Source organism: Arthrobacter sp. S39, assembly GCF_004320525.1.
Taxonomy (GTDB): Bacteria; Actinomycetota; Actinomycetes; order Actinomycetales; family Micrococcaceae; genus Arthrobacter.
Genome location: NZ_SIHX01000002.1, coordinates 400,058 through 425,035, shown reverse-complemented (window position 1 = coordinate 425,035; position 24,978 = coordinate 400,058). Strand labels below are relative to the sequence as shown.

Genomic DNA, 24,978 nt, shown 5'->3' with positions numbered 1-24,978 from the left:
CCTAGTTGTCCGGCCACTCCCCGCGTTCCAGCAGGACCTGTTTGAGGAGGTCCGCCCGGTCGGTGACGATCCCGTCCACGCCCAGATCCAGCAGCCTTCGCATTTCGGCGGGGTCGTTGATGGTCCACACGTGCACCTTCAGGCCCAGGGCGTTCGCCCGCCCGACATAGCCGGCCGTGACCACCCGGAACCCGCCATATCTGACCGGGACCTGCAGGGCCTGGACATCTTTCAGCGGGGCCCGGAGCAGCCGCCTCAGCCAGGCGGGCGGCAGTGGCCGCAACAGGAAAAAGAGCGTGTTCGTGGCGATCCCGGCCGACGATGCAACGGGGCGGCTGAGCAGCTTCAGCACGGCCCGGCGTCGGCGGTCCGAAAAACTGGCCACCAGCACTTGGTCATGGAGGCCGTGCCGTTCGACGGCGGCGGCGAGGCTGCGTACCGAGTTCCAGTCCTTCACGTCCAGGTTCAGCCGGATGCCGGGGAACGCGGCCACCAGCTCATCGAACAGCGGCACCGGCTCGCCCCCGCCGATCCGCGCCACAGCAACCTCGGCGGCGGTGAGTTCGGAAATCCGGCCGACGCCGTCGGTCACCCTGTCCAGCGTCTCGTCATGGAAGAGAACCAGGACGCCGTCGGACGTAGTGTGCACATCGGTTTCCAGGTACCGGTAGCCGAGGTCGACGGCGGCGCGGAACGCGGCCATCGAATTCTCGAGCCCCTCGCGCGAGAAGCCGCGATGGGCCAGGGCCACGGGACGGCCGGCGTTGAGCAGGAACGGCGAGGGTGCAGTCACAGTGCGAGCGTACCGCCTACTCCCGGAGCACAACCTCAACCCCGTCACTGCAGTGCAGCAGTGTGCGGCCGCGGCCGCCGTCGAGGTCCACCCAGATGGCCGAGTGGTCCCACGTGATGGCGTCCACGACGCCGCCGGTTTCGAACCCGGGCGTGAGGCGGACCAGGACACGGTCGCCCTGCTTCAGCTTCTTCCAGTGGGCCGCCGGTACCGCCGGGCGCAGCGGCGCCTCGGCCGCATCGTGCTTGACGTTCCTTGCCATGATGTCCCCTTGAGCCGCGGATCGGTTGTCCACTGCCCACGGTAGGGCGGCAAGGTAAACGTCAGGTGAGCGCCAGCTGATGGGCCGCTGGACTAGGAAAGCTTTACCCCAAGGGACGCCAGCCTGGCCTCGAGGACCTGGGCCACGCCGTCGTCGTCGAAATGCGGCGCCTGCTGGCCCGCGGCGAGGATCGCCTCCGGGTGGCCGCTGGCCATCGCGTAGCCGTGGCCGGCCCAGCGGAGCATTTCGATGTCGTTGGGCATGTCCCCGAAGGCCACCACGTCGGCGGCGTTGATGCCCAGGGACTTGGCGTATTCGGCGAGGGTGACGGCTTTGTTGACGCCAGGCAGGGACAGCTCCAGCATGGAGACCCCGGGTGACGAGTGGGTGGCGGCGGCCAGGTGCTCGACGGCGGGTTTCACCTCGGCCAGGAAGCTGTCAGGGGTGCCTTCGCGGACGATCGCGAGGAACTTAACCACGGCGTCGTCCGGGGTGAGGGTGTCGGCGAGCGGCGCGGGCGTGAATTCGGCCAGCAGTTCGCTGGAGCCGTTCTCGATGAAGCCGGGCTCCAGGTGGAAGCCGGTCAGGGTTTCTGCGGCGAAGAGCGCGGCGGGGCGCAACTCCTTAATGATCCGGCGGATCTCCAGGACCGCATCGATGCTGAGTGCCCGCGCGGACACCAGCCGGTTGTCCTCCAGGTCCCAGACCACGGCCCCGTTGGAGCAGATGACCGTGCCGGTGTGGCCCAACTGTTCTTCGAGCGGGTGCAGCCAGCGCGGCGGGCGCCCGGTGACAAAAACGAGTTCGACGCCGGCCTCCCGGCAGGCGTGGAAGGCCCGGACGGTGCGGTCGCTGATCTTTCCGTCGTGCCCAAGAATCGTTCCGTCAATGTCACTTGCTACCAGCCGCATCCTGCCAGTCTACGTGCGTTGATCGCCGCCAGAAGGCGCCGGACCCTGCTGCTTGAAGTCTTCCCGCGACGTTTTTTGACGCCGGGCTACGTTCTGTTGAGCGTCCGCGACGTCCGGTGAACGTCCGTGTCCTGACCCGTTGTGGCGCTGGGGGGCCGTCCGTAATCTCATCTCCAGTACCCGCCCCAACAAAGGAATCCCCGTGACAACACCGCAGGACAACAGTCCGCAGAACTCCACCCGCATTGTGGCCGGCCAGTCCGCCACGCCCAAGCGCCCGCTCGGCCTGAAGATCGGCATCGTGGCCGGCATCCTGGCCCTGATCGGCGGCGGCGTGGCCGTGGCATCAGCCGTCTCCAACAACTCATCGAGCACCGCCTCGGCCGAAGCCGCCGCGCCCGCCGGCAACCCCGCCGCGGAGCTCAAGCTCGGCTACTTCGGCAACGTCACCCACGCCCCCGCGCTGGTGGGCGTCAGCCAGGGGTACATCGCCAAGGAACTCGGCGACACCAAGCTCACCACGCAGGTCTTCAACGCCGGACCCGCCGCCATCGAGGCCCTGAACGCCGGCGCCATCGACGCCACGTACATCGGCCCGAACCCGGCCATCAACTCCTTCGTCAAGAGCGGCGGTGAGTCGGTCAACATCATCGCCGGCGCCGCAGCCGGCGGTGCGCAGCTGGTGGTCCGCCCGGAAATCACCTCCGCCGCGGACCTCAAGGGCAAGACGCTCGCCTCGCCGCAGCTCGGCGGCACGCAGGACGTAGCGCTCCGCGCGTGGCTCGCCACGCAGGGCTACAAGACCAACGTTGACGGCAGCGGCGACGTCGCCATCAACCCGACCGAAAACGCCCAGACCCTGAAACTGTTCCAGGACGGCAAGCTCGACGGCGCGTGGCTGCCCGAGCCCTGGGCCTCCCGTCTGGTGCTGACAGCCGGCGCGAAGGTCCTCGTGGACGAAAAGGACCTCTGGGACGGGTCGCTGTCCGGCAAGGCCGGCGAGTTCCCCACCACCATCCTGATCGTGAGCAAGACGTTTGCGGCAGAGCACCCGGACACCGTCAAGGCCCTGCTCAAGGGGCACGTGAAGTCCGTGGAGTGGCTGAACAGCGCCGCCGCCGATGAGAAGGCCAAGGTCATCAACGCCGCGCTGAAGGAAGCCGCCGGAGCCGAGCTGAAGGCCGACGTGATCGACAGATCCCTGAAGAACATTGTGTTCACCGTGGATCCGCTGGCCGGCACCTACCCCAAGCTGCTGAAGGATGGCGTCGAGGCCGGCACCACCAAGCAGGCGGACATCAACGGCATCTTCGACCTCACCGCCCTCAACGAGGTCACCGGGGAGAAGACCTCGGCTGCGGGGCTCGGCAAGGAGTAGCCCTTACTGCTCAGTCCTCACGTAACCGCCCGCCCGCCCGCCCGCCTGGAACTGCATTCAGTTCCAGGCGGGTGGGCGGGTTTGTGCGTTCTGGCGGTTCTTTTGGGCCGCCATTCGGATGTACGCCGACATCCCGCCAAAAAGTACGTGCGGGGAGACAATGGCGGTATGAGCACAGAAGAACCGTTGCCTCCCGCTGCTGTGCCGCCCGCCCCGGAGTCCCGGCCCACGGTCCAGCGCGCCGAACCTGCCCCGCCACCCGCGAGTAAGGCTGTTCCCACCCGCGTCACCCGGGCCGCCGTGATCTGGAGTGCCGTGGCGGTCAGCCTGGCCGTGCTGGTGCTGCTGATCATCTTCTTCATCCAGAACCAGGACATGGTCTCGGTCAAGTTCCTCGGCTGGGAGGGCCGGCTTGCCCAGGGTGTAGCCTTCTTCATCGCAGCCGTCGGAGGCGGCATCCTCGTGGCAATCGCCGGCGGCGCCCGCATCCTGCAGCTCCGCCGTACAGAACGACGGCGGCGCAGGGTTACGGGCGCCTAGGAGGTCAGTCCTCCAAAACGCGGTATTCGAAGTTCCTGAACCGCACCTGCCCAGGCCCGGTTGCGAACAGCGCCGGCCGAAGGCTGAGGAGCTCATCAGCCGTGTTCGTGTTGTAGCCGGCGACGTCGAAACGCAGGCCGTGCCTGGTCCATTCAATTCCGTCAGGGCTGTAGTACTGCGTCACGATGTGGCCGTCGTTGACGATGCGGAGGTGAAGGACATTCGTGGACGGTGCGGGCTCGCGCCAATATGGAATGTCCCGGCCCGCCCTGTAGCTTGTCATGCGGTCGCCGTCGTGGCCCATGCCGCAGAACAGTCGGTCACTGTAGTAGAGCAACAACCCGCCTTGGGCGCCGTCCAGAAGTTCCACTTCGACACTTATCTCGTATCGTCTGTCGCCCACGATGCACGTCAGCGGTGAGCTGTCCGATGGGCTGGTTCCCCGAGCTTGAAGGACGAGCCCGTCGTCCAGTGACGCGCGCAGATACTCATCCTTGGACGGCGCATGGAAGGACCACTGGATACCAAACCGCTCCTCAGAGAAGTCATCGGACAACGGCATCCCGTGGTCCTGATCCCCCACCTGTTGAGTTGGCGCGGGAAGCGGCGTCGAGAGGTCGCCGCCGGCTGCCTGGGGCCAGCCTTCACTGTCCCATTCGACGGGTTCCAACAGGGTCTGCCGGCCCAATGTGGTGAAGCCGTTCTCGTAGCCGTGATAAATGGTCCACCACTGGCCACCCGGCCCCTCGAACAGGGTGGCGTGCCCGCGGCTCCACCACGGTTCCTTGGCGTCCCAGGTGCGGATGATCGGGTTGGCGGGGCAATCCACCCACGGTCCGTGGACCGATCGTGATCGCGCGACCGTCACCATGTGCCCGGTGGGCGGACCGGAAGTGCCTCCCACCGCCGTCGTGAGGTAAAACCAGTCACCGCGGCGCGTGAGCTTTGGGCCTTCAAGGGCATAGGCCTCGGTGACCCAGTCGTCCGGGTAGCGCCATCCGTCGTACACGTGCTCCACCGGACCGTCCGCTGCAAGGCCGTCGGCACTGAGCCGGACACGGCTGACGCCACTCAGGAACAGGTAACGTCGCCCGTCTTCTCCCACGACGTGCCCAGGGTCGATGTGCCCGGAGATGCCCAGGCTGATGGGTTCACTCCACGGGCCCCCCATGCTTTCGGCGTGGAGGACATAGATCTGCGGCGGTGCGGCCGGATCCGGCGAAATTTCGGTGGCGATGATCGGGACGTAGATGAAGTACCTGCCGTCCACTTTGCACATGTCGACGGCGAAGACGTTACCGATCGGCTCTGGCAATGCGGGACCCAGCGGTTTCCAGTTCAGCAAGTCCCGCGAGTGCCAGATGATGAGCCCGGGCGTGGACTCGAAGGAGGAGAACGTCACGTAATAATCGTCGCCATCGCGGAGGATGGCCGGATCAGGATGGTCTCCCGCGAACACTGGGTTGATGTAGGTCCCGTCGCCGAGGTCAGACCGTCGCTGGCCTTCGACCCCTCCCGCCAGCTTGCGGATACTTCCCGGACTTGTAGCTGCGGTACTCATGACCATGCCTTTCCATTTGGAGTTATCTGGCGGCGGATCTCGTCCAGCGTGTCGAAGACCCGAGCGGTCTCGTCCATGGTGTGGAGCGGATGCTCAACGTCCCCGTTCAAGATCGACGCGGTAACCGCCCGGAGCATCGGCACGTAGCCGTTACCCTCCCGCGTGGTCTCGATGGTCTCGGTTGTTTCGCCCTTTTCGACGCTGAATCGGTGCACCGTGAGCCGGGATGCAAACCAGAAACCCGTGTCGATGGTGATCCAACCCCCGGTTCCTGAGAGCGACGCGGACTGGTCCAGGAACTCGACCATCGAGCTCGCGCCGTGCGCGAAGCGCCCCCCGGAATAGTTGAGGGTGTAATTCTGACTCAGGTCCACCGCATCCTCCCGTATGACCCCCGTTGCAGTGATGTTCGAGGGCTCCCCGAGGAACATGTGGCTGAGCGTCACAGGGTAGATGCCCTGGTCCAACAATGCACTTCCCCCAGGCTTCCAGCGGCTTGAGTCGTCTTGCGGGAAGGGGGCGCCGAAGGAGGACCTGACGCTGCGGATCTCCCCGATGGCCCCGGCGTCTACGACCTGGTGTAGACGGGCGTAGAGGGGGTTGAACTTCATCCACATCGCCTCCATCAGGAAGGCGCCGGACTCCGAGGCGATGGCGGCGAGTTCCCGCACTTCGGCGGCATTCAGGCCGATCGGCTTCTCGCAGAGGACATGGCGTCCACGCTCGAGCGCCGCACGTGCGAGCTCGAAGTGCGTTACGTGCGGCGTCCCGATGTACACGGCGTCGATGTCGGAATCCAGCATCTTGCTGTAGTCATCGAAGCGGGTGGGAATCCCGAATGCGTCAGCGAACTCATCCGCCGATGACGCGTGCCGGCTCGCGACTGCGACGACGTCGGCATTGCCCACCAGAGAGAAGTCCGCCGTGATCTGCTGGGATATCCCTCCAGTCCCGACGATGCCCCATCGCAGCTTTTCGTCAGCTCTTGATTCCACCGGCATAACCCTGCATCAGCTTCTTCTGGGCAAAGATGTAGAAAGCAAGCACCGGCGCCATGGCGATGAGGACCACAGCGAAGCTGAGGTTCCACTGCGACACCAGGCTCCCCACGTAGTTATAGACAACAACGGGAAGAGTCATGAACGGCGATCCGTTCAGGAAGATCACGGCTGTAAAGAAGTCGTTCCACACGAGGAGTCCAGAAAGGATGGCTACGGTCCCCGTGGCCGGGCCCATCAGCGGAAAAATGACACGGGAGAAGATCTGGAATCGGGTTGCGCCGTCGAGCGTGGCCGCCTCCTCGTAGTCCCTCGGTAAGCGACGGAAGAATCCCGAGTACAGGAATACTGCGAACGGCATCGTCATGGCGGTGTAGATGATGACCATGCCCCATGGATTGCCCACCAGGCCCAGGCTGCGGGCCCCGATGTACAAGGGAAGGACCCCAAGCTGCGTCGGCAGCACGATGGCGATCAAGAAGATTCTAAAAACTCTGTTTGAGAGCTTCCGGGTGCTCCGTGCGAACACGTACGCCGCAGCCGATGACAGGGCAATAAGTACAAGAACCGTGGAAATTGTGATCAGCAGGCTGCTGAACAGACCCTGGTATACATTGCCGGACTGGCTCCCGGTCGGCGAAAGAAGCTGGACGAAATTGTCCAAGGTGGGAGTCTGCGGAGGGGCGAAGGCAGACGTTGTCAGAACTTGCTCCGTGGTCTTGAGCGAGGTACTGATCAATATCCAGAACGGCAGCAGGATAATGACACTGGCTATGATCACCAGGATCTCCCTAATGAGTGTCCATTTTGTGTAGCGATGCATTTCTAGTCTCCGATGTTGGCGCGATCGCGCACAGTGAATTGCTGGATGAGTGCGAGGATCAGGATGAAGACGGTGAGGACGAGTGCCGCGGCCGCCCCCAACCCGAATGCGCCATACAGGAACGTCTGCGTGTAAATCTGTGTGGCCAACGTCTGGGTCGCATCCCCTGGCCCGCCACCCGTCAGCGTAAGGACCTGGTCGAAGACGGAAAGTCCTTGAATGAGGGTAAGTACCGTCGCTATGGCGACAGAGGGTTGGATCGTGGGCAGCGTAATGCTCCGGAAAATCTGCCAAATGCCGGCCCCGTCCAAGGCTGCCGCCTCTTCCAGCTCCACAGGGACCGTGGCGAGGCCCGCGAGGTAGATCACCATGACGAATCCGATGCTCTGCCACACCATGACGGCCAATACGCACCAGAGCGCCAGCGCCGGATTGGCCAACCAGTCCTGTTTGAATTGGCCGAGCCCAACAGCTTCGAGCGCCTGGTTGAGCGGGCCGTCGAAGGCGAAGATGAACTTCCAGATAAACGAAACTGCCACCGAGCTGAGCACAACCGGCATGAAAATCAAGGCCCGTAGAAGAAACCGAGTCTTGAGAGTACGGTTCAGTGCCAGCGCAAACAGGAGACCCAGGATATTCGTGAAAACAACAAACCCTCCCGCCAGGAACAGCGTGTTCCGAACGGAGCCCAGCAATGCTGGATCCTGAAACACCTGGATGAAGTTGTCGACGCCGACAAAGTTGAAATCGCCCAACCCTGTCCAGTCAGTGAAAGCGAAGAAGGCCCCGAAGGCTGTCGACATATAAGTGACAACGAGGGTAAGGGCTACAGCCGGCAGCGCCCACCACCAACGGCCGAAGCCGACGCCGGAGGGCCGCCGAGGCGCTTCCGGATGTTGTTGTTCTTTATCAGTCCCCGACGGGACGGTTCGTCCATTGGTAATAGTCACTGTTGCAGTTTCCTTGCTTTGTTGCTGGAGGGAAGGAATGGTGCCGGCCAACTGTCGGCCGGCACCGGTCCGTTATTTGCCCCAGGCAGTGTCCATTTCTTTCAGGACGTCAGCGCCTGACTTCTGTCCCGTGATCATTGCTGTTACGCCTTTCCCGAGGCTGTCGTAAACCTTGGCGGAGGGCCAGTCCGTCTGAGGCAAGGGGCGCACCTTGTCCTCTTTGTACAGCTCTGCAATCGGTGCGTAGCTCGCAGGCAGAGCGTAGTCACCGAGGTTGACCGGAAGGGTGCCCTGGCCCTTCGCGACCATCTCGGCGCCTTGCTTGTCCATGAAGAACTTCAGGAACTTCTTCACCAACGTTGGGCTCTTTGTTTTGGCATTTCCCGCAAGCGCAAGTTCAGCGGTGGTCCCCAGATACTTCTCCGAGACGCCCGGTGCGGGCATGGGAACGACTACCGGGTTCACAGCGCCCTTGGAGCCATCGGCAATACTCTTGGCGGCGCCCCCCGGAGCGAAGAAGCCGAGGGCCTTACCCTGGCCCATGGAGCTGATGAGGGTGTCGAAACCCGCGCCGGCCGCGCCATCCTGGAAGCATCCGGCGTCGAACATCTGCTTCACGCCTTCAAGGGCCTGTTGCCATCCTTTGTCGTCTGCGAACGTGGTCTTGCCTGCGGCCCGGTCAGCATTCCAGTCCGGGTTCGGGCCGTAAACCGTGGAACTCGCCAGCATCAAGGTCATGATGCCGGGGTTTCCAGGTACGGTTCCCGCGAGTGCTGCAAGGGAGACGCCCTTATCGCGGGCTACTTTGCACTGGTCAAGGAAATCGTCAAAAGACGAGTCAGCGTTCAGCGTTACGCCGAGTTCCTTGGCCTTGGCTTCATTGAAGATGAGGCCAGTCGGCATCGACGAGAGAGGCACGGCGTAGAACTTGTCCTCGTATTTGAAGAGATCTTCGATGCTCTGCGGCAACCGGTCGCTGAATTCCGCGTCGTTGAGTTCAAGCAGGAGGCCTGCTTTGGCGAAACCATTCATGGCCCCAATCTGCCCTTGCCCGGACCGGATATTCATGACATCTGCGGCGTTTCCACCCTGCAGCTGGGTGGTCACAGTCTGCGGTTCGGTCTCGGCCGGCAGCTTGACCAGCTCAATCTTGGTGCCGGGGTTGGCTTTTTCAAATGCCGCTGCCGTGTCCTGAAGGAACGTGTCTGTGGGGTTGGCGGTCGAAAACGAGAACTTGATCGTCTGCGGTTCACTTCCCGTCGGCGCGGTGGAAGTTGAACCACCGCATCCGGACAGAGCTACCGAACCTACAACTGCGGTGGCCGCAACTGTGAACCATCCCCTGCGGGAACTGGAAAAATATGACACGGGTGACCTTTCAGACATCTTTGTCGAGGGGCGACCTCACGGAAACGCAAAGCCCTCGTGGCTTCGGCGATCGGGCTTGAAGACCCTTCGCCTCTTATAGATTCCAGTAGACCTAAGTTCCTTCGCGCCGTCCACGCGACTTTGCTTATGGCATCCATCCACGGAACTGATGGTGCCTGCGGGCACCGAATAAGAAAAATTAGAACGCGTTTTGGTTATGGCACGCATGCGCCTTTCCGATACCGTTAGCTGCCTTCCGGGACCGGCCCGACACGTATGCTTGATGTCATTCAGGTGGGGTGAGGGCACGTGGCATGCAGGTCATGTGAATAATCCCCCTCGGTGCCAACGAGTACCGGGCAAGCAGACGAAAACGTAACACTGTTTCGTCCCGCCTGTGCGCCTTCCGGCGGGACCCCGAGTTCCCTGTTGGAGATCCAATGACTGTTTCCCAGCCCCTGCAGAGCGGTTGTCCCTTCCTCAACCCCCAGCGGCTCTTCCAAGACCTCGCCGAAGCGCGCGGTTCGGAAGCATTTCCCTATTCGGACACGTTCGAAAGCCGCGTGGTTGCGCGCTACGACGACATCGTCCAGGCCCTGCATGACCCTGAAACCTTCTCGTCGCAGCCCACTGTGGGCACCGTGCCGTCCCCATGGCGCGAACAGCTCGAGGGCAAGGTTCCCAGCAGGGGAACCCTGCTGGGTCTGGACAACCCGGACCACGACCGCCTGCGCTCAAGCGTCAACACATTCTTTATGCCGAGAAAGCTGGCCAGGTATGCGGGCTGGATCCGGGAGCAGGCCAACCTTTTGGTTGACAGCTTTGTCGAGGACGGCCATACAAAGCTGAAGCTTTCCTTCGCGCTGCCCCTGCCGCTGAAAGTGATTGCCCACGTGGTTGGGCTCGACTCGGACCGGTCCGAATGGATTGGCGCGGCCCTTGGCTTCTTTATGGGTCCACGCGACATCTACCACCCGGGCACACCCGACGAAAAGGCAAAGCTCCTCCTCGATCTGCACGACTACATCCTCGAAGTCATGGAAGAACGCAAGCGTGACCGAAGAGATGACCTGATCAGCCACATCTGGAACGAGCGCGACTCCGGCGCTGTTGAGATGACGGACTTTGAAATGTTGTCAATGTTTCCCGGACTCATGCTCGCGGGGCACGAAACATCGTCGAACCTGATTTGCATGGGTCTGTCGCATCTCCTGGCCGACCCGGAACGCTACTCAGCAGCGCAGAAAGATGACGACTCGAGGGCCGAGGCGCTCGAGGAACTCTTCCGGTACGAGTCCGCGATCACGGGCATGAAAAGGCTGGTAACCCGGGACGTCACTCTTGGCGCAACGGAGCTGAAGGCCGGCGAAACGGTGTTCCTCGCCTACGCTGCGGGATCACGTGACGCAACCAAGTTCGGCCACCCTGATGACATTGACTTTGACCGCAACTGGGCTGTACCGCATCTGGGATTCGGGCAAGGAATCCATGCGTGCCTCGGCGCCCCCTTGGCCCGGCTGCTTCTCAGGATCGAACTGGCTGTCCTGCACGAGCGTCTCCCGGAACTGCGCCTCGGGGCTCCTTACGAAGACCTTGAATACACAGTGGTTTCTGAGGGGCGGGGCATGGTGGACCTGCCGCTCGAGTGGACGCCGGTTCCCGTCACGGAACGGGTCCGGGCCGCCGTCGTCGATCACGCTTCGGCTGCGGGGGTCCCCGTCACCGTCAGGTCGCGCCGGCTTGTGACGGAAGACGTTGTCGAACTGACGCTGGAGACGCAGGCTTCCGGGCCACTGGACTGGGAGCCTGGGGCACATGTGGACCTTGAACTCCCGGATGGCTCCTTGCGGCAGTATTCACTGTGCGGACACACCGGGGAATCTGAGCTGCGCATTGCCGTTTTGAAGGAGGACAGCGGCCGCGGCGGCTCGACGCTGATTCACGACCAGGTCAGAGTGGGAGACCTGCTGCATATCCGCGGACCGCGCAACCACTTCCGGCTAAAGCCTGCACAATTCCTGTTGTTCGTCGCCGGGGGCATCGGAATCACTCCCTTGCTGCCGATGATCGACAAAGCTGAGCGGAGTGGAACTCCTTGGCGACTTCTCTTCCTCGGACGCGATCGGAGGCGTATGCCGTACGTGGAAGATCTCGTTCGGAGCCACCCATCGAACGTCTACGTTTGGCCCAGCACTGAACGCGGGCGCTATAACCTCGATGAGATCTGGCAGAAGCTACCGGCTGAAGACGCCTATGTGTACGCGTGCGGTCCAGATGAGCTCCTGGCCGGATTGGAGGACTCCGCAAACAGGCATGAGGCAGACTTCAGGCTCGTTGTGGAACGCTTTGCCGCCAGGAAGGTAGAACACCAGCCGAATCGCCGAATTGACGTAAAACTCGGCCGGAGTGGGAAAACCGTGACGGTGGGTGAAAACGAGACCGTGCTGGATGTCCTCAACAGGGAGGGTGCCAACATCCTCTCGACGTGCCGGGAAGGCACCTGCGGAACCTGCGAGGTGCGTGTCCTCGATGGCACCCCTGAGCACCGCGACTCAGTACTCAGCCTTGAGGAACGGCTTGCCAACCAGACCATGATGACGTGCGTCTCGCGATGCCGCGGCCGGAGCCTTGTACTGGACGTCTAGTAACAGCAAAGGGGTTGGGGGCCGCAGCTGCGGCCCCCACCCCTTTGCTTTTTCGGTCCGAGATTATGGGTTCTGACCCGCGGCCCGAAGACGGCCAGCGATGCGATTGACTGCGTCGTCGACAGGTTCAAATGACGTGGACAGGTTCAGGAATCCGTGGAGCACTCCCCTGACCAGGACCTGCTCAACATCGACGCCGGCAGCTGCCAGCGAGGCGCTGAACGCCTCCCCGGAAGCACGGAGATCATCGTATTCAGCGTTCAGGACCAACGTCGGCGGGAGCCCGTCCAGATCGGCCAGGCCTGGCATTGCGTACGCGGGAGGATTGGAAATCAGCGCCCCCAGATAGTTTTCCCTCATGGAGTGGAACATCTCCGGCGGCAGACGCATTGCCGGCAGCATCTCTGTCAGCGCGAGCTGGAGGGACTTCGAGGGTTCCGGGAGATCAACGTGCATGGAGGGATACACCAGAATCAAATGCTCGGGCTTCCAGTCATCCTCGTCGCGGAGGCGCAGGGCTGCCCCAGCGGCAAGGTTAGCGCCTGCACTCGCCCCGCCCAGGGATATCGACGAGATGCCCAGGTCAGCGGTATTTTGGCGTGCCCAATGCATCGAGGCAACAACGTCGTCCAAAGGGATGGGATAGGTGACGCCCTCCACGGCAAGACGATAGTCCACGCTCACCACTACTGCCCCGGCCCGGTCTGCAAGGTTCCTGGCCGTCCAGTCAGCTTCTTGCATATCGAGATCGCCGAACCTGAAAGCGCCGCCGTGCAGCCAGACGAGTCCCTGGCGGGGCTCCGAAGGTGTTCCGCCAGGCCAATAAATTCGAACGGGGACCGGCCCGTGCGGGCCCGGAATGGTCAACTCTTCGGTTGCAGCCAGGGGCGGCGGCGTGGCGTCAGGATAGGAATCGAACGCTTCCAACCTAGGGCGCAGTTCGGGGTTGGCGAGAGCTTCCGCCATGGACGGCACGCCGTCCAGCAGCGCTAGCCTTGAGGCAATTTCGGAGTGAAAAGGCACAGAATATTTCCCATCGTTAGTTCGTCGCTGCTTCCAAAAGCCTGATCCGGGCCGCGCTGATTTTGTCTCCCTGCAGAACCTGAAGCCTCTCGTCACCGTTCAACAAGCGGCCCTCCTGCCAGCCCTCGACCGTGAGCCGCAGCTCACGGACAGAGTCGACTTCGAGTTCGGATCCTTCCTTGTGGAAGTCGAGCAACGCACCCTGGCCCACGACGACGTATTCCAAGGGGCCTGCCGCGATGATGAGTCCGAACGGGCGCCCGTCGCCGGGTGTGTGCCCATGCGCCGCCCCAACTGTTTCGCCCGGCAGTTCCGGAGGTGGTGGAAGGACTACCCCGGCGTCGAGGAGCATCGCGGTGTACAGCTTGGCAGCGTTACGGATGGTGACAGACGTGCCGGCCAACGTGGCCGTGACGGCGTCCTCGTCCTGTTCCAGTGCGAAACCAAAAATCCGGCCATCACGCTGGGCGTCGACGATGTCGCCGGTGAGGGCAACCATGGCCTTGCAGGCCTCGCCGTACTGATTGCCTTCCCGACCGTCCTCCAAACCGAAGACGTGATAGCCGAACCCGTTGAAGCGGCCCACAGCCAGGAAGGCATCGCCCGCGCGGAACTTGGCTTCCGGGATAAAGAGCGGGTTATCCGCCGAAGCGTACTGTGCCATCACCTCGGCAGAATTTGGGACATAGATGTCCGGTGCCAGGAAGTCGATGGAAGGCGCCGCTGCCCGCCAGACAGGCAGCATCTTCGCCGTCGGCCCCCCGCTCGGATAGAGACCCGGCACGTCCTGACCGGCCTGCGGACCGAGCCACGCGTTGGCGAAAGCCGGAAGGTCAAGAATGTCCTTGCCGGCGGTGGCCAGCCCGCCGACGTACGAGGCGAACGCCCACGCCATAAAAACCTCCTCAGCCACCGGGTTGCCCTCACCGAAATGCTCGGCCCAGCTCTTGTCCTCGTCGAGGGCAGGAAGGAGGACCCCGGACACGCCGGGGTCAAAAGCCTCCAAATCGTTGGCCAGTGCCTTGCGAAGCTCCTGCGGAAGTGGGGAATTCCAAGCAGCCTCGGCCAGCGGGCTCCGATCCCGCCCCGAACCCAGCAAGCCGACTTCATTTTCGATCTGTACCAGGATCACAGTGTGCCCCGGGTCGATTTCGGCAAGGCGGCTCATGAGTGCGCTGTAGGCCGCCTTGTCCGCTTCGAAAAGCTCCTGGGAAAAGACCGAAAGCGTGGGCCGTGGCATTGAACCTATGTAGGAAAACGGAGTTTCCATGGGTTCCGTTCCCCGGTCCGCGCGGGGAAAGCGCTCCCGGTCCGCCCGGACCCACGACGGCGCGTAGGTTGAGGAAGCATTCTTGAAGGCGCCAAACCAGATCAGTACCAGCCGCACGCCCGCCGAGCGGGCGTCTTCCAGAAGTCCGTCAACAATGGAGAAGTCGAAGGTCCCTTCAACCGGCTCTACCTGGTCCCATGCAACGCTGGCAATCACAGTGTTGGCACCGGATGTGGAGACCTTGTCCCAGACCGTGGACATGTACAGCCGATCGGATGAGCTTGAGTTGTGCAGTTCTCCGCCCAGGCAAAGATACGGCCGGCCATCGACCAGCAATCGGGTATGGCCGTCATGGTGGTCGAGACGTGGAAGTTTGTTCATGTGGGGCTCTTTCCTCGGTGTGCAGGAATTTAGTGAAGTGGTTGCGGACCAAGGACCCAGGATCAGGTCAGCCGCACCACTGTGTGCGCATTGTTCTCCAGGCCGCCGCCGATATGGACTTCGAATTCACCCGGTTCCACTACGTAGCGTCCCTGGTTGTCCCAGAAACCGAGGTCGCTCCAGCCCAAATCGAAGCTCAGCAACTCGGTCTGGCCGGCGTCCAGGGTCGTCCTGGAAAAAGCACGGAGTCTCCTCACTGGCTGGGCCAGCGACGCAACGCGGTCTCGGATGAAGAGAAGGGTCACCTCGTCGCCGGAGCGGTCTCCGGTGTTGGACAGCGCGATATCGAGGCGGAACACCCGCCCCTCACGCAGGTCCTCCAGCGCCAACTCCTCTTTTTCAACCTGGATCTGCCCGTAGCCGAAAGACGTGTAGCTGAGCCCATGACCGAAGGCGAACTGCGGTCCCAACGGAAGGTCACGATATTTGGACGTGTAGCGATCATCGGTGTTGCCGGGACCCATGAGGGCAACATCCACAACGTCCTCGTCCATCCGGGCAGAAACGGTGGCCGGACGCCCAGTGTTCTCGTGGTCGTAATGGATGGGCACCTGGCTGGACGACCGGGGGAAGGTCATCGGCAGCCTGCCGCCGGGGTTTACCTGCCCGCTCAAGGCCCGTGCGACGGCGGCTGGCCCCTCCAGTCCCAGATGCCAGGCTTCCAGAACGGTCGGAGCCGAATCGATCCACGCGCTGGTCACGAGCGGACGGCCGTTAAACATGACCACTGCGAAGGGCTTGCCGGTTCCAGCGATCGCCCTGATCAGTTCTTCCTGGCCACCCGGCAACCGGAGGTCACTGCGGGAACTTGCTTCCCCTGTCAGGGACGACGGCTCGCCGACAGCCACGACGATGACGTCATGCTGCTCCGCCGACGACACCGCATCAGCCAGGAGCGCCGGATCCTCTTGAAAGAATCCAGTGCCTTCCTTCACCGTGAGCGACCAATCGGGACATTCCGCCTGGATGGAGTCGGCGAGGGTTCCGGCGGGCTCGGCGAACGACTGCACCCATGCTCCAAGGTGGTCGTTGCTCTCCGCGTAGGGTCCCACGAGCAGGACGCGCAGACGTGACGCAACCAGGGGAAGCACGCCGTCGTCGTTCTTCAGGAGGACCAGGCACTTTTCTGCCGCCTCCCGGGCCGCCAGCCGGGTTTCTGCGGACGGGGCTGTAACTTCCAACGCCGCGTCCCGGTACGGGTTGTCAAACAGCGCAAGCGCGTGCTTCAGCCTCAGGACCCGGCGGACTGCATCGTCCACCCGTTCGGAAGAAACGTCGCCGGGAGACAGCAAAGCCACGCCGTCGACGCTGACGGCGTTGCCGCCCATTTCCACGTCCAGACCGGCGGCATAGGACTGCTGGAGCGCGTCTCCAAGATTTGCGGCCACACCGTGCTCGATCAGGTTTACGACTCCATCCGCGTCACCCACCACTACCCCTTCGAATCCCCACTCCTCTTTCAGGAGCTCGGTCAGGAGGTTTCCGTTGGCGTGCGCGGGCCGGCCGGACACGGTGTTGAAGGCTGCCATGACTGTGGCGGCGCCAGCCTCGACGGCGGCGCGGAAAGGTTCAAGGTAGACGTTGCGAAGGCGTTGTACCGACACATCAACAGTGTTGTAATCTCGGCCCCCTTCCGCCTGGCCATAGGCCACGAAGTGCTTGGCGCAGGCCAAAATGGAGTCCTCGTTTGCGAGGGATTCGCCCTGATATCCGCGGATCTTCGCGGCACCGAAGACGCTGTTGACATGGGTGTCCTCGCCGAAGCCCTCCACCACTCGGCCCCATCGGGGATCGCGTGACACGTCCACCATCGGCGAGAACGTCCAGTTCACGCCGCCGGATGCGGCCTCTTTCGCTGATATGCGCGCGTCGGCCCCAGCCACGGCGGGGTCGAAGCTGGCAGCCTGCGCGAGCGGAACAGGGAATGTGGTCCGCTGGCCATGCACTACGTCCAGTCCCACCAGCAACGGGATCCCATGCGGGGTCTCCTCACGTGCTGTCCGCTGGAGTTCGTTGGTGGCCTCAGCGCTGCGCGGCCAGAAGACCGCCCCGATTCCGCCCCTGGCGAGGTCCTTGGCGTCCTCGAGCCGCGGGCGGAAGGCGATTTGGAGCTGGGCGAGTTTCTGCTCCCAGGTCATGGAGGCGAGAAGCTCTTCGAGGACGGCTTCGACTGCTTCACTCCGCTGGACATTTCCGGCTATAGGGGTGGCCAAGTATTGCTCCTCAGGTGGTGTGTTCAATCAGAAGCCCGTCTTTTGCTGTCCGCGGACATGGACCACAAGCTGCCTCATTCACGGTAGGTCAGGTCACAGCAGCCATGGAAATAGCTATCACCTATGCCCACCATCTTCACTCCGCATGGCAGTTTCCCCCCATGCGTTTTATCCACGTCCTAAGGTGAATTTAGTTCTGGCGGCGCCTGCCGTCTCCCTGCCCCAAAGGACAATCCCGTGCCCGACGACGCCACGCCCATCTACTCCCCGGATGAGGACCCGCTGTTCAGCGGTTTTGTGAATCCACCGATGTCCTCCCGGCCCAGGGCCTGGTGGCATTGGATGGATGGCAACGTCGATGAGGCAGGCATCGAGAAAGATCTCCATTGGCTGGCAGCGTCGGGAGCGGGCGGCGTCCAGACCTTCATCGGGTCTATGGGTGTCCCGCAGTACACGCAAGACCAGGTTGCCTTCCGTTCCCCCGCATGGCAGTCGGCAATGAAATGCGCCGCGGCCACCGCCGACCGACTTGGCCTTGAGCTGGCCGTCGCCACGTCGGCAGGCTGGAGTGCCACCGGCGGCCCGTGGGTGCGTCCTGCTGCCGGGATGAAGAAGCTCGTGTGGAGCACCGCACAGGTGACCGCCGGCCAGGCCGGACGTGTCACTGTGGTGGCCCCGCCGGCGTCTTCAGGGCCCTACCAGGACGTGCCGTTCGCAGCAGTCCGGACTGATCCTGTGGGCGTGCCGGACCATTATGAGGACGTCGCCGTGGTGGCATTTCCGCGACGGGAGGGCCATGTTGCGCTCGTCCCGGCGCGGATAAATGCCAGCGGACCGGCCTTCGGTCCGCGGCCTCTGGACTCGCTTGCGGACGGCCGCTTCTGGCCTGCCGTTGAAGTCCCGGCTCATGAGCAGACCGGCTGGCTCCTCGCGGAATTCGACAGTCCTACGCCGGTCGCGTCGGTCCGCGTCGGGTTGCCCGCCCAGCACGGATTCGGGGTGCCTCCTGCGCCCCGGGCGCGCCTGGAAGCCAGCGACGACGGCGTGATGTTCAGGACCGTCGCAGGCCTCCCGGCGTCGTCAACTCCGGTTCGCTCAGCGAGCTTCCCCACTGTCTCAGCACGGTACTTCCGGCTGGTCCTTGAGGCCGGAACGGCGGGGACCATCCCGGTGGCGCCTGGCGTCAAGCCGCTCGCCTTCCCTCCGCCCAAAGAACGCATTCCGACGTTCCCTGTTTCTGCGCTGCAGCTCTTCGCCGGAGCACGGATCACGCGGGCGGAGGAAAAGGCCGGCTACGCGACCGTGCCTGACTTCTACGCGCTCGACGGCGGGTCCTCCCCCGCGTCCGAAGCTGTCCGGCCGCAGGACATCATTGACGTCACTGCCCATCTTCGCCCCGACGGCACCTTGGACTGGCTACCGGACGACGGTGCGTGGACGGTGCTCAGGTTTGGATACTCCCTGACCGGGCACCTCAATGCTCCGGCCCCCGTTGATGCCACCGGACTGGAGGTGGACAAGCTCGACGCCGGCCTGGTCACCGAATACTTCGAGCACTACCTGGGCTTCTTCGAAGACGCCCTCGGCACTGAACTCCTCGGCACCAAAGGCGTATCGGCGCTGCTCAGCGACAGCATCGAGTCCGGGCCGCAGAACTGGACTGCCGCCATGCGGAGGGAATTCAGCGAGCGCCGCGGCTACGACCTTCTGCCATGGCTCCCCGCGGTCACCGGCATTATCGTGGGCGACGCCCCGCAGAGTGACGCCTTCCTCTGGGACCTCCGGAAGACCATCTCCGAACTCCTCGCCGAGAACCACTACGGGACCATTGCCGGCATCGCCCGTGAACGGGGCATGGTCTACTACGCGGAGGCCCTCGAGGACCACCGGCCGCAGCTGGGCGACGACCTTGAAATGCGCTCCCACGCGGACGTTCCCATGGGTGCCATGTGGTGCTACGAACCTGAGACCGGTCCCAAAGCCACCTACGTTGCCGATCTGCGCGGTGCCGCCTCGGTGGCCCACGTCTACGGCAAGGCAGCTACGGGCGCAGAGTCCATGAGCGCGTACGGTAAGCCGTTCATATACACGCCACGGAAACTCAAGCCGGTTGTCGACATGGAGTTTGTGTTGGGCGTCAATCTCATCAACATCCATACCTCCCCGCACCAGCCGGACGCGGTTCCGAAGCCCGGCATCACGCTGTCGCCCTACCTTGGGCAGTCCTTCACCAGGAATGAAACCTGGGCGCACGCCGCCAGGCCATGGCTCGATTACATGGCACGCTGCAGCCACCTGTTGCAGCAGGGAACCCACGCTGCGGATGTTGCGTATTTCTACGGCGAAGAGGCTCCGGTGACCGGCCTGTTCGGGGACTCGGCGCCGGACATTCCCGAGGGCCACGGCTTCGACTTCGTCAACCTCGACGGCTTGCTCAACCACGTCACGGTCACCCCCGACGGCGGCCTGCTCACCACGGGCGGCACCCGGTACCGGCTGCTGTTCCTCGGCGGTTCCAGCCGCCGTATGACGCTCGCGGCCGTGCGACGGATCACCGAACTGCTTGACGCCGGAGCCACCGTCGCAGGTTGGCGCCCTGAATGCTCGCCCAGCGGCAGCGACGACCGCACCGCCTGGGCCGCCGCCGTCGCAAACCTCTGGGCCGGCCGTCCGGGACTGCTGGACCTTGCCGGCGTACCGGTGCCCGATGGCGTGGCGGCCGCGCTCGCCAGGATGGGTGTGGAACCGGACTGGGCTGTCGCCGCGTCCGAAGGGGCGAAACTTCCCGTTGTCCACCGCCACCTCGCTGGAGCGGATCTGTACTTCGTCAGCAACCAGCTCGAGCGGCCCGAGAAAATCACGGCGACGTTCCGGGGCAGGGCCGCGTCTGCGGAACTCTGGGACCCTGTCCAGGTCTCCCGCTCAGCAGTGGGCGTGCGCACCGAAGCCGGCCGGACCGCCGTCGACCTTCAACTGGAGCCGTTCGGATCGGCGTTCATTCTCCTGCGCCACGACGGCGCAGGGACGGTTGACGGCACGGCCGGCCTACCGGGCATTCTGCGGCAGGAGGCCACGACGGAAGAAAAGTTGGAAGGACCGTGGGAGGTTACTTTCCACGGCGACCGCCAGGCGCCGCCGTCACTCACGTTGAACGGCCCCGCGCCGTGGAGCGGTCCCGGGGCGGATGCCCACGCGCTGGATGTGAAGTACTTCTCCGGGACAGCGACGTACCGGCACACGTTCAGCGCCGACCCGGCAATGCTGGGGGCGGGCCGACGCGTGGTCCTGGACCTCGGAGACGTCAGCGACCTGGCCGAGGTCCGGCTGAATGGCCACAACGTAGGCACTCTGTGGACCTATCCGTTCCGGGTCGACATCACTGACGCCGTCCGTGCCGGAACGAACGCACTGGAGATCGCGGTGACCAATGCGTGGTGGAACCGGCTGGCAGGCGACGCCGTCGCCGGCGACTACACTCGTCCGGGCGCTGCAATCGTTGAAGCCGACGCCGAGGTCCTCCCCGCGGGCATACAGGGCCCCGTGCGGCTGACCGTTCATACGAGGTGAGTTCCAGAAGCCGTCAACACTGCGGAGCCGGAGTGAGTGCCCGGCTCCGCAGTCTTTAGACTTTCTGCTAGTCGCCTGGAGCGGAATCAGAGAGACGCTGCTCCGGCATAAACACGGAAAGCAGCACTCCAACACCGAAGATGCCTGCGAGCAGGGCAAAGATGGGCAGGAACGCGCCAGCGTAGATCTCCGCCACACCGGACTGGAGCGCAGCGGAAAGTTGCTGGGCTGCGTGGGGGTCCGTGATGGTCGACGACGGGAGGCCCAGGCTGTTGTTCGCCGCGGCCTGCGCCAGCAGGGCGGCGAAGAGGCCGCCGAAAACAGCCGTTCCTATAGTGACCCCAAGTTCCTTCATGTAGCCCAGCGAGGCTGTCACGCCGCCCACCACCGAATGCGGCATGGCGTTCTGGGCCACCACTACCGTGAGCTGCATAAAGCTGCCTACGGCCAGGCCCAACAGGGCTATCAGGATGCCCACCACAGGCAAAGGCGTACCCGGCTGGAGGAAGCGAAGACAGATTGCCACAGCCGTGGCCAGGGCTGAACCCGCGAGCGGGAAGATCTTGTACTTGCCTGTCCGGGTGACGAGCCAGCCGCTCAGGTTGCTGGACACCATCATGCCGAGGACCAAGGGCAGCAGGATCAGCCCCGCCACGGAAGCCGACGTCGAATAGACCATCTGCACATAGCTCGGCAGGTAAGCCACCACGCTGAACAGACCGGCACCGATGACCAGTCCCAGCCCCGCAGCGTTGACCACAGGCCAGCTGCGGAACATGCGCATCGGTATCAAGGCATTTTTCGATCGGATCTCAACCACCACGAATAGCACACCGAACACCGCTGTTACTGCGCCCAGGCCCAACAGTACTTCTGCCGGAATGCCCGGTTCAGTGGACAGTGCAACAAGGCCCACCAAGGCGCATGTGAAAATGACCATGAGGACGGTACCCAGCCAGTCCACACCGCCCGAGCCCCGCGTGGACTTAACTCGACGCAGTGAGAACGCCATGGCCAAAGCCAGCAGGCCGACGGGCAGGTTGATCCAGAAAACCCAGCGCCAGCCCACCGTGTCCGTGATGGCGCCACCCACCAAGGGGCTAATGACTGTCGCGATCCCGAAGACTGAACCGAGGGGTCCTAGATATTTGGGACGCTGCCGCGGAGGGACCAGATCGGCGATGATGGCGCCAGGCAAGACTGCCATCCCGGCCCCGCCCAAACCCTGGATGCCGCGGAACAGCGAGAGTTGGAACATGTCCTGCGCAAAGCCACACAGGACAGAGGCTCCGAGGAAGATCACCAGGGCGATCATCATCAGGGCGGGCCGCCCGAACCTGTCGCCCAACCGCCCGTACACGGGCATGGCCACGGTCATGGCCAAGGTGTAGGACGTAATGATCCAGGCCATGTGCCGGGCGCCGTCCAGCTCACCAACCACTGTGGGCAAGGCTGTTGCCACAATCGTATGGTCCAGTGCTCCCAGCAGGACGATGATCAGCAGGGCGGCATAAATCCTCGAAATCCGGACTCCGGCGGCGGGGGTCCCGCCGCGCTCCGGTAACTGAGAAGGGTTCGTGTCCGGAGCTGGATCAGATAATTCGACGTGGTCATTCGTTGTTTGGGACAAGTTTGAACGGCGCACCGCAACCTCGTTCTGGTTAGCCAGCGGGACTGGCTCGACGCCAGCCAGGTGCGCGTCCGGGGGAATGTCCACCCCGACCGACGGGCCCTATGAGGCCCCAGCGTCCCGTCGAACCTATCATCGGAAACCGCTTGTATGGCGGGAACGCGGCATCCGAATTTTCGATAGCCCGCATACTTTGGAACTATTTCCGCAGCTCCGCTTTGACACGTTTACTGGATGAAAACTCAACGAAGAGGAGAGCTCCCGATGACACAGATCATCCCTGCTTCCACTGCTGAATCCCAAGAGACGAGCCCGGACAACGCGGCCTGGTTCCGTTACGTCCTGGGTCAGTACCCCACAGGCGTCACACTCATCACCGCGGCGCCCGAAGGCGCCGAGCCCGCAGGCATGGTGGTTGGCACCTTCAGCTCTGTTTCCCTTGATCCGCCGCTGGTGGCGTTCATGCCCGATGTCCGCTCCACCAGCTGGCCTAAGATCCAGGCAGCCGGCTCCTTTTGTGCCAACGTGCTGACCGCCGGCCAGCAGGATGTCTGCCGGGCCTTCTCGCGCAAAGCGGAAGACCGTTTCAGCGCCAACCAGTGGGGTGACACCCCGTCCGGCAGCCCCAGGCTGGCGGCAGCCGCAGCCTGGATCGACTGCGACATCGAGGAAGTCGTCCGCGCTGGAGACCACGAGATCGTTATCGGGCGGGTCAAGGCCTTGGGTGTGGGGGCTTCCAAGCAACTACCGCTGCTGTTCCTCCGCGGCGGGTACGGCTCCTTCACCATTCCGTCGATCATTTCCCCCGCGACAGCCCTCACCCGTCACGTCAAGGCAGCAGATGCGGCGCGGCCCGAAATTGAGGCCCTCGCCGAGGAGCTCAAGCTTGAGGTCCTGGTCAGTGGTGTGGTGGACGATTCCGTGGTGGTCCTGACCGCCGCAGGCGTGGCAAGTTCCCCCGGCGGCTCGCCCTCCCGGGTAGGTGTTTCGTTCGGCCTGGCGGCGCCCCTCGCTCCGCTGCACGTGGCCTGGGCCGGGGAAGCCGCGGAGTCCCGCTGGATCGCCAACGCCCGCAACGTCGTCGGGCATGTTGATCCCGAGGTAGCCCACGCTGAACTGCAGCAGGTCCGCGAAACCCGCTACGCCGTCTCGGCTGGTGCAGCAGCAGCTGCAGAGTTCGAACGTATGGTTGTGGTGCCCAGCGATACGGCAGCTCCGGACCTTAGTGGCGTCCTCCCCAAGCTCTTGGAACGAACGGCGTCTTCGGGTCCAGCGTCCATCGATGACCCCTCAGGCGTAACCTCCCTCCACGCCCCGGTCTTCGATGCGACTGGCCAGGTGGCCGTAACACTGACCCTCAATGGCTTCTCCGGCTCGGAATCCGCTTCGCGCCTGGCCCATTGCCGGGACAGTCTGCTCGCGGCAGCCCAGGCCATCACGGAAGGGATCGGAGGTCAGCCCCCGCTCTAGAGCCGGACCCGGCGTCCCCGAACATTCATTGACCTTAGGTGTGATCCGGCCCATAATTAGTATCAGTATTCTAATTCGTATTTGCTACAGGCTACCCGCCGGACGTAGCGATACCCCTCAACGTGGAGAAGATCATGGTCAACCTGCTGACAGCGGACCTCAACCTGCTCGTGGCGCTGGACGCCCTGCTCATCGAGCGGAACGTCACTCGCGCCGGTGCACGGATCGGGATCAGCCAGCCGGCCATGAGCTCTTCACTGCAGAGGCTCCGCCGACAGTTCGACGACGAGTTGCTGACACGGGTGGGATCGGCATATGAGCTCACGCCCCTGGCGCAGGTCCTCAAAGAAGACGTTGGTGAGATCCTCCGGATGGTGGAACGCACTTTCGATGCCCAAGCCGTCTTTGATCCTGCCTCGTCCACCCGGAGTTTCCGCGTCATCACCTCCGACTACTGCCTCACCGCACTGTCGGGGAAGCTGATGAGCATGCTCCAGGAGGAGGCGCCCGGGGTGCAGGTCCACTTTGACGCAGTCACGCCTCTGGCCGTGGACCGCATCAAGGAGACCCTGCAGAATGCTGACCTGATGCTCATACCCAAGGGACATTTCTCCGGATTCCCCCACACCGAACTGTTCACGGACAACTGGGTGTGCGTGACGGGGGCAGATTCGCCGGAGCGCACGCTTACCATCGAAGAGATGCGGGACGCCAGATGGGCCAGGCTCTTCGGGGCCGAGGTGGCCTCCACCCTGGCAGACCGGAGGGTCTACGACCTCCAGCTTGGCGAACGAACCGATGTGATCGTCGATACATTCCTGATGCTTCCTTTTGCCGTGGCCGGCACAGACAGGCTGGCTTTGGTGCAGGAGCGCCTGGCCCGCCTGCTCGCCGCTGTGGCCGGCGTCCGGATCATGCAGCTGCCCATCAGCCTCCCCACGCTGGTGGAATGCGCCTGGTGGCATCCGTCAAAGTCCGGAGATCCGGGACACCAGTGGTTCCGGCGCCTCGTAGCCAGAGCTGCCGCCGAACTCGAACCCGTTTCCCCCAGCGAGTCCACGTCCACGAACCGTGAGGCCGCCAACCACACCGCTGCCGGGCCCCAAGTGGCCTGACATCGGAGCCCTTCCCAAAG

General features: G+C 63.5%; 18 protein-coding genes. 6 read left to right on the top strand and 12 right to left on the bottom strand.

Features of this window, described 5'->3' with window-relative positions; genetic code table 11:
• Nucleotide 1: 1 nt before the first annotated feature.
• The 3 genes from EYS21_RS05810 to EYS21_RS05800 form a co-directional block, all read right to left on the bottom strand.
• Nucleotides 2–793 (bottom strand): glycerophosphodiester phosphodiesterase, encoded by a 792-nt coding sequence (locus EYS21_RS05810; protein ID WP_242633304.1) that lies wholly within the window; start codon nucleotides 791–793, stop codon nucleotides 2–4.
• 16 nt (nucleotides 794–809) lie between these two features.
• Complete coding sequence (locus EYS21_RS05805; RefSeq protein WP_131132240.1) at nucleotides 810–1,055, bottom strand: hypothetical protein; 246 nt, start codon at nucleotides 1,053–1,055, stop codon at nucleotides 810–812.
• Nucleotides 1,056–1,147: 92 nt separating this feature from the next.
• On the bottom strand, nucleotides 1,148–1,966 hold the full coding sequence (locus EYS21_RS05800; protein WP_131132239.1) for an HAD family hydrolase: 819 nt from the start codon (nucleotides 1,964–1,966) through the stop codon (nucleotides 1,148–1,150).
• Nucleotides 1,967–2,168: 202 nt separating this feature from the next.
• Here EYS21_RS05800 and EYS21_RS05795 point away from each other — a divergent pair, with 202 nt between their 5' ends.
• On the top strand, nucleotides 2,169–3,344 hold the full coding sequence (locus EYS21_RS05795) for an ABC transporter substrate-binding protein (protein ID WP_131132238.1): 1,176 nt from the start codon (nucleotides 2,169–2,171) through the stop codon (nucleotides 3,342–3,344).
• Nucleotides 3,345–3,512: 168 nt separating this feature from the next.
• Complete coding sequence (locus EYS21_RS05790) at nucleotides 3,513–3,884, top strand: lipopolysaccharide assembly protein LapA domain-containing protein (protein WP_131132237.1); 372 nt, start codon at nucleotides 3,513–3,515, stop codon at nucleotides 3,882–3,884.
• A gap of 4 nt (nucleotides 3,885–3,888) precedes the next feature.
• Here EYS21_RS05790 and EYS21_RS05785 read toward each other — a convergent pair whose 3' ends face one another.
• The 5 genes from EYS21_RS05785 to EYS21_RS05765 all read right to left on the bottom strand — a co-directional run bounded on the left by EYS21_RS05785 (nucleotide 3,889) and on the right by EYS21_RS05765 (nucleotide 9,584).
• Nucleotides 3,889–5,445 (bottom strand): family 43 glycosylhydrolase, encoded by a 1,557-nt coding sequence (locus EYS21_RS05785; protein WP_131132236.1) that lies wholly within the window; start codon nucleotides 5,443–5,445, stop codon nucleotides 3,889–3,891.
• Complete coding sequence (locus EYS21_RS05780) at nucleotides 5,442–6,440, bottom strand: Gfo/Idh/MocA family oxidoreductase (RefSeq protein ID WP_165478267.1); 999 nt, start codon at nucleotides 6,438–6,440, stop codon at nucleotides 5,442–5,444. Before EYS21_RS05780 ends, EYS21_RS05785 begins: the two co-directional genes overlap by 4 nt.
• The gene (locus tag EYS21_RS05775) at nucleotides 6,424–7,224 is read right to left on the bottom strand and encodes a carbohydrate ABC transporter permease (RefSeq protein WP_242633303.1); all 801 of its coding nucleotides are present in this window, start codon (nucleotides 7,222–7,224) and stop codon (nucleotides 6,424–6,426) included. Before EYS21_RS05775 ends, EYS21_RS05780 begins: the two co-directional genes overlap by 17 nt.
• Nucleotides 7,225–7,268: 44 nt before the next feature.
• Nucleotides 7,269–8,216 (bottom strand): sugar ABC transporter permease, encoded by a 948-nt coding sequence (locus tag EYS21_RS05770; RefSeq protein WP_242633302.1) that lies wholly within the window; start codon nucleotides 8,214–8,216, stop codon nucleotides 7,269–7,271.
• A 72-nt stretch (nucleotides 8,217–8,288) separates the two neighbouring features.
• Entirely contained in the window at nucleotides 8,289–9,584 is a 1,296-nt protein-coding gene (locus EYS21_RS05765) for an ABC transporter substrate-binding protein (RefSeq protein ID WP_165478266.1), read from the bottom strand.
• A gap of 440 nt (nucleotides 9,585–10,024) precedes the next feature.
• Between EYS21_RS05765 and EYS21_RS05760 the strand changes: the two genes are divergently transcribed.
• Nucleotides 10,025–12,229 (top strand): cytochrome P450, encoded by a 2,205-nt coding sequence (locus tag EYS21_RS05760; RefSeq protein WP_131132232.1) that lies wholly within the window; start codon nucleotides 10,025–10,027, stop codon nucleotides 12,227–12,229.
• A gap of 63 nt (nucleotides 12,230–12,292) precedes the next feature.
• Here EYS21_RS05760 and EYS21_RS05755 read toward each other — a convergent pair whose 3' ends face one another.
• From EYS21_RS05755 to EYS21_RS05745, 3 genes are all read right to left on the bottom strand, one after another.
• Nucleotides 12,293–13,252 carry an alpha/beta hydrolase gene (locus EYS21_RS05755; RefSeq protein WP_207307694.1) on the bottom strand — a complete coding sequence of 320 codons (960 nt, stop codon included), beginning with the start codon at nucleotides 13,250–13,252 and terminating at the stop codon, nucleotides 12,293–12,295.
• Between the two features lie 16 nt (nucleotides 13,253–13,268).
• Entirely contained in the window at nucleotides 13,269–14,903 is a 1,635-nt protein-coding gene (locus tag EYS21_RS05750) for a DUF5597 domain-containing protein (protein ID WP_131132231.1), read from the bottom strand.
• Nucleotides 14,904–14,965: 62 nt separating this feature from the next.
• Complete coding sequence (locus EYS21_RS05745) at nucleotides 14,966–17,176, bottom strand: glycoside hydrolase family 3 N-terminal domain-containing protein (RefSeq protein ID WP_242633301.1); 2,211 nt, start codon at nucleotides 17,174–17,176, stop codon at nucleotides 14,966–14,968.
• A gap of 237 nt (nucleotides 17,177–17,413) precedes the next feature.
• Between EYS21_RS05745 and EYS21_RS05740 the strand changes: the two genes are divergently transcribed.
• Nucleotides 17,414–20,743, top strand: a complete 3,330-nt coding sequence (locus tag EYS21_RS05740; protein ID WP_207307693.1) for a glycosyl hydrolase — start codon at nucleotides 17,414–17,416, stop codon at nucleotides 20,741–20,743.
• A gap of 67 nt (nucleotides 20,744–20,810) precedes the next feature.
• Here EYS21_RS05740 and EYS21_RS05735 read toward each other — a convergent pair whose 3' ends face one another.
• Nucleotides 20,811–22,460: an MDR family MFS transporter gene (locus tag EYS21_RS05735; RefSeq protein WP_131132230.1), complete on the bottom strand. Its 1,650-nt coding sequence runs from the start codon at nucleotides 22,458–22,460 to the stop codon at nucleotides 20,811–20,813.
• Between the two features lie 177 nt (nucleotides 22,461–22,637).
• Between EYS21_RS05735 and EYS21_RS05730 the strand changes: the two genes are divergently transcribed.
• Both EYS21_RS05730 and EYS21_RS05725 read left to right on the top strand, forming a co-directional pair.
• The gene (locus EYS21_RS05730; RefSeq protein WP_165478265.1) at nucleotides 22,638–23,843 is read left to right on the top strand and encodes a flavin reductase family protein; all 1,206 of its coding nucleotides are present in this window, start codon (nucleotides 22,638–22,640) and stop codon (nucleotides 23,841–23,843) included.
• Between the two features lie 122 nt (nucleotides 23,844–23,965).
• Nucleotides 23,966–24,958, top strand: coding sequence for a LysR family transcriptional regulator (locus tag EYS21_RS05725; protein ID WP_131132228.1), 993 nt, complete (start codon nucleotides 23,966–23,968; stop codon nucleotides 24,956–24,958).
• The last annotated feature ends 20 nt before the right edge of the window (nucleotides 24,959–24,978 follow it).

Coding starts and splice junctions, on each gene's coding strand:
- EYS21_RS05805 (WP_131132240.1), bottom strand. CDS start 1,055: ATGGCAAGGAACGTCAAGCACGATGCGGCCGAGGCGCCGCTGCGCCCG.
- EYS21_RS05800 (WP_131132239.1), bottom strand. CDS start 1,966: ATGCGGCTGGTAGCAAGTGACATTGACGGAACGATTCTTGGGCACGAC.
- EYS21_RS05790 (WP_131132237.1), top strand. CDS start 3,513: ATGAGCACAGAAGAACCGTTGCCTCCCGCTGCTGTGCCGCCCGCCCCG.
- EYS21_RS05785 (WP_131132236.1), bottom strand. CDS start 5,445: ATGAGTACCGCAGCTACAAGTCCGGGAAGTATCCGCAAGCTGGCGGGA.
- EYS21_RS05760 (WP_131132232.1), top strand. CDS start 10,025: ATGACTGTTTCCCAGCCCCTGCAGAGCGGTTGTCCCTTCCTCAACCCC.
- EYS21_RS05750 (WP_131132231.1), bottom strand. CDS start 14,903: ATGAACAAACTTCCACGTCTCGACCACCATGACGGCCATACCCGATTG.
- EYS21_RS05730 (WP_165478265.1), top strand. CDS start 22,638: ATGACACAGATCATCCCTGCTTCCACTGCTGAATCCCAAGAGACGAGC.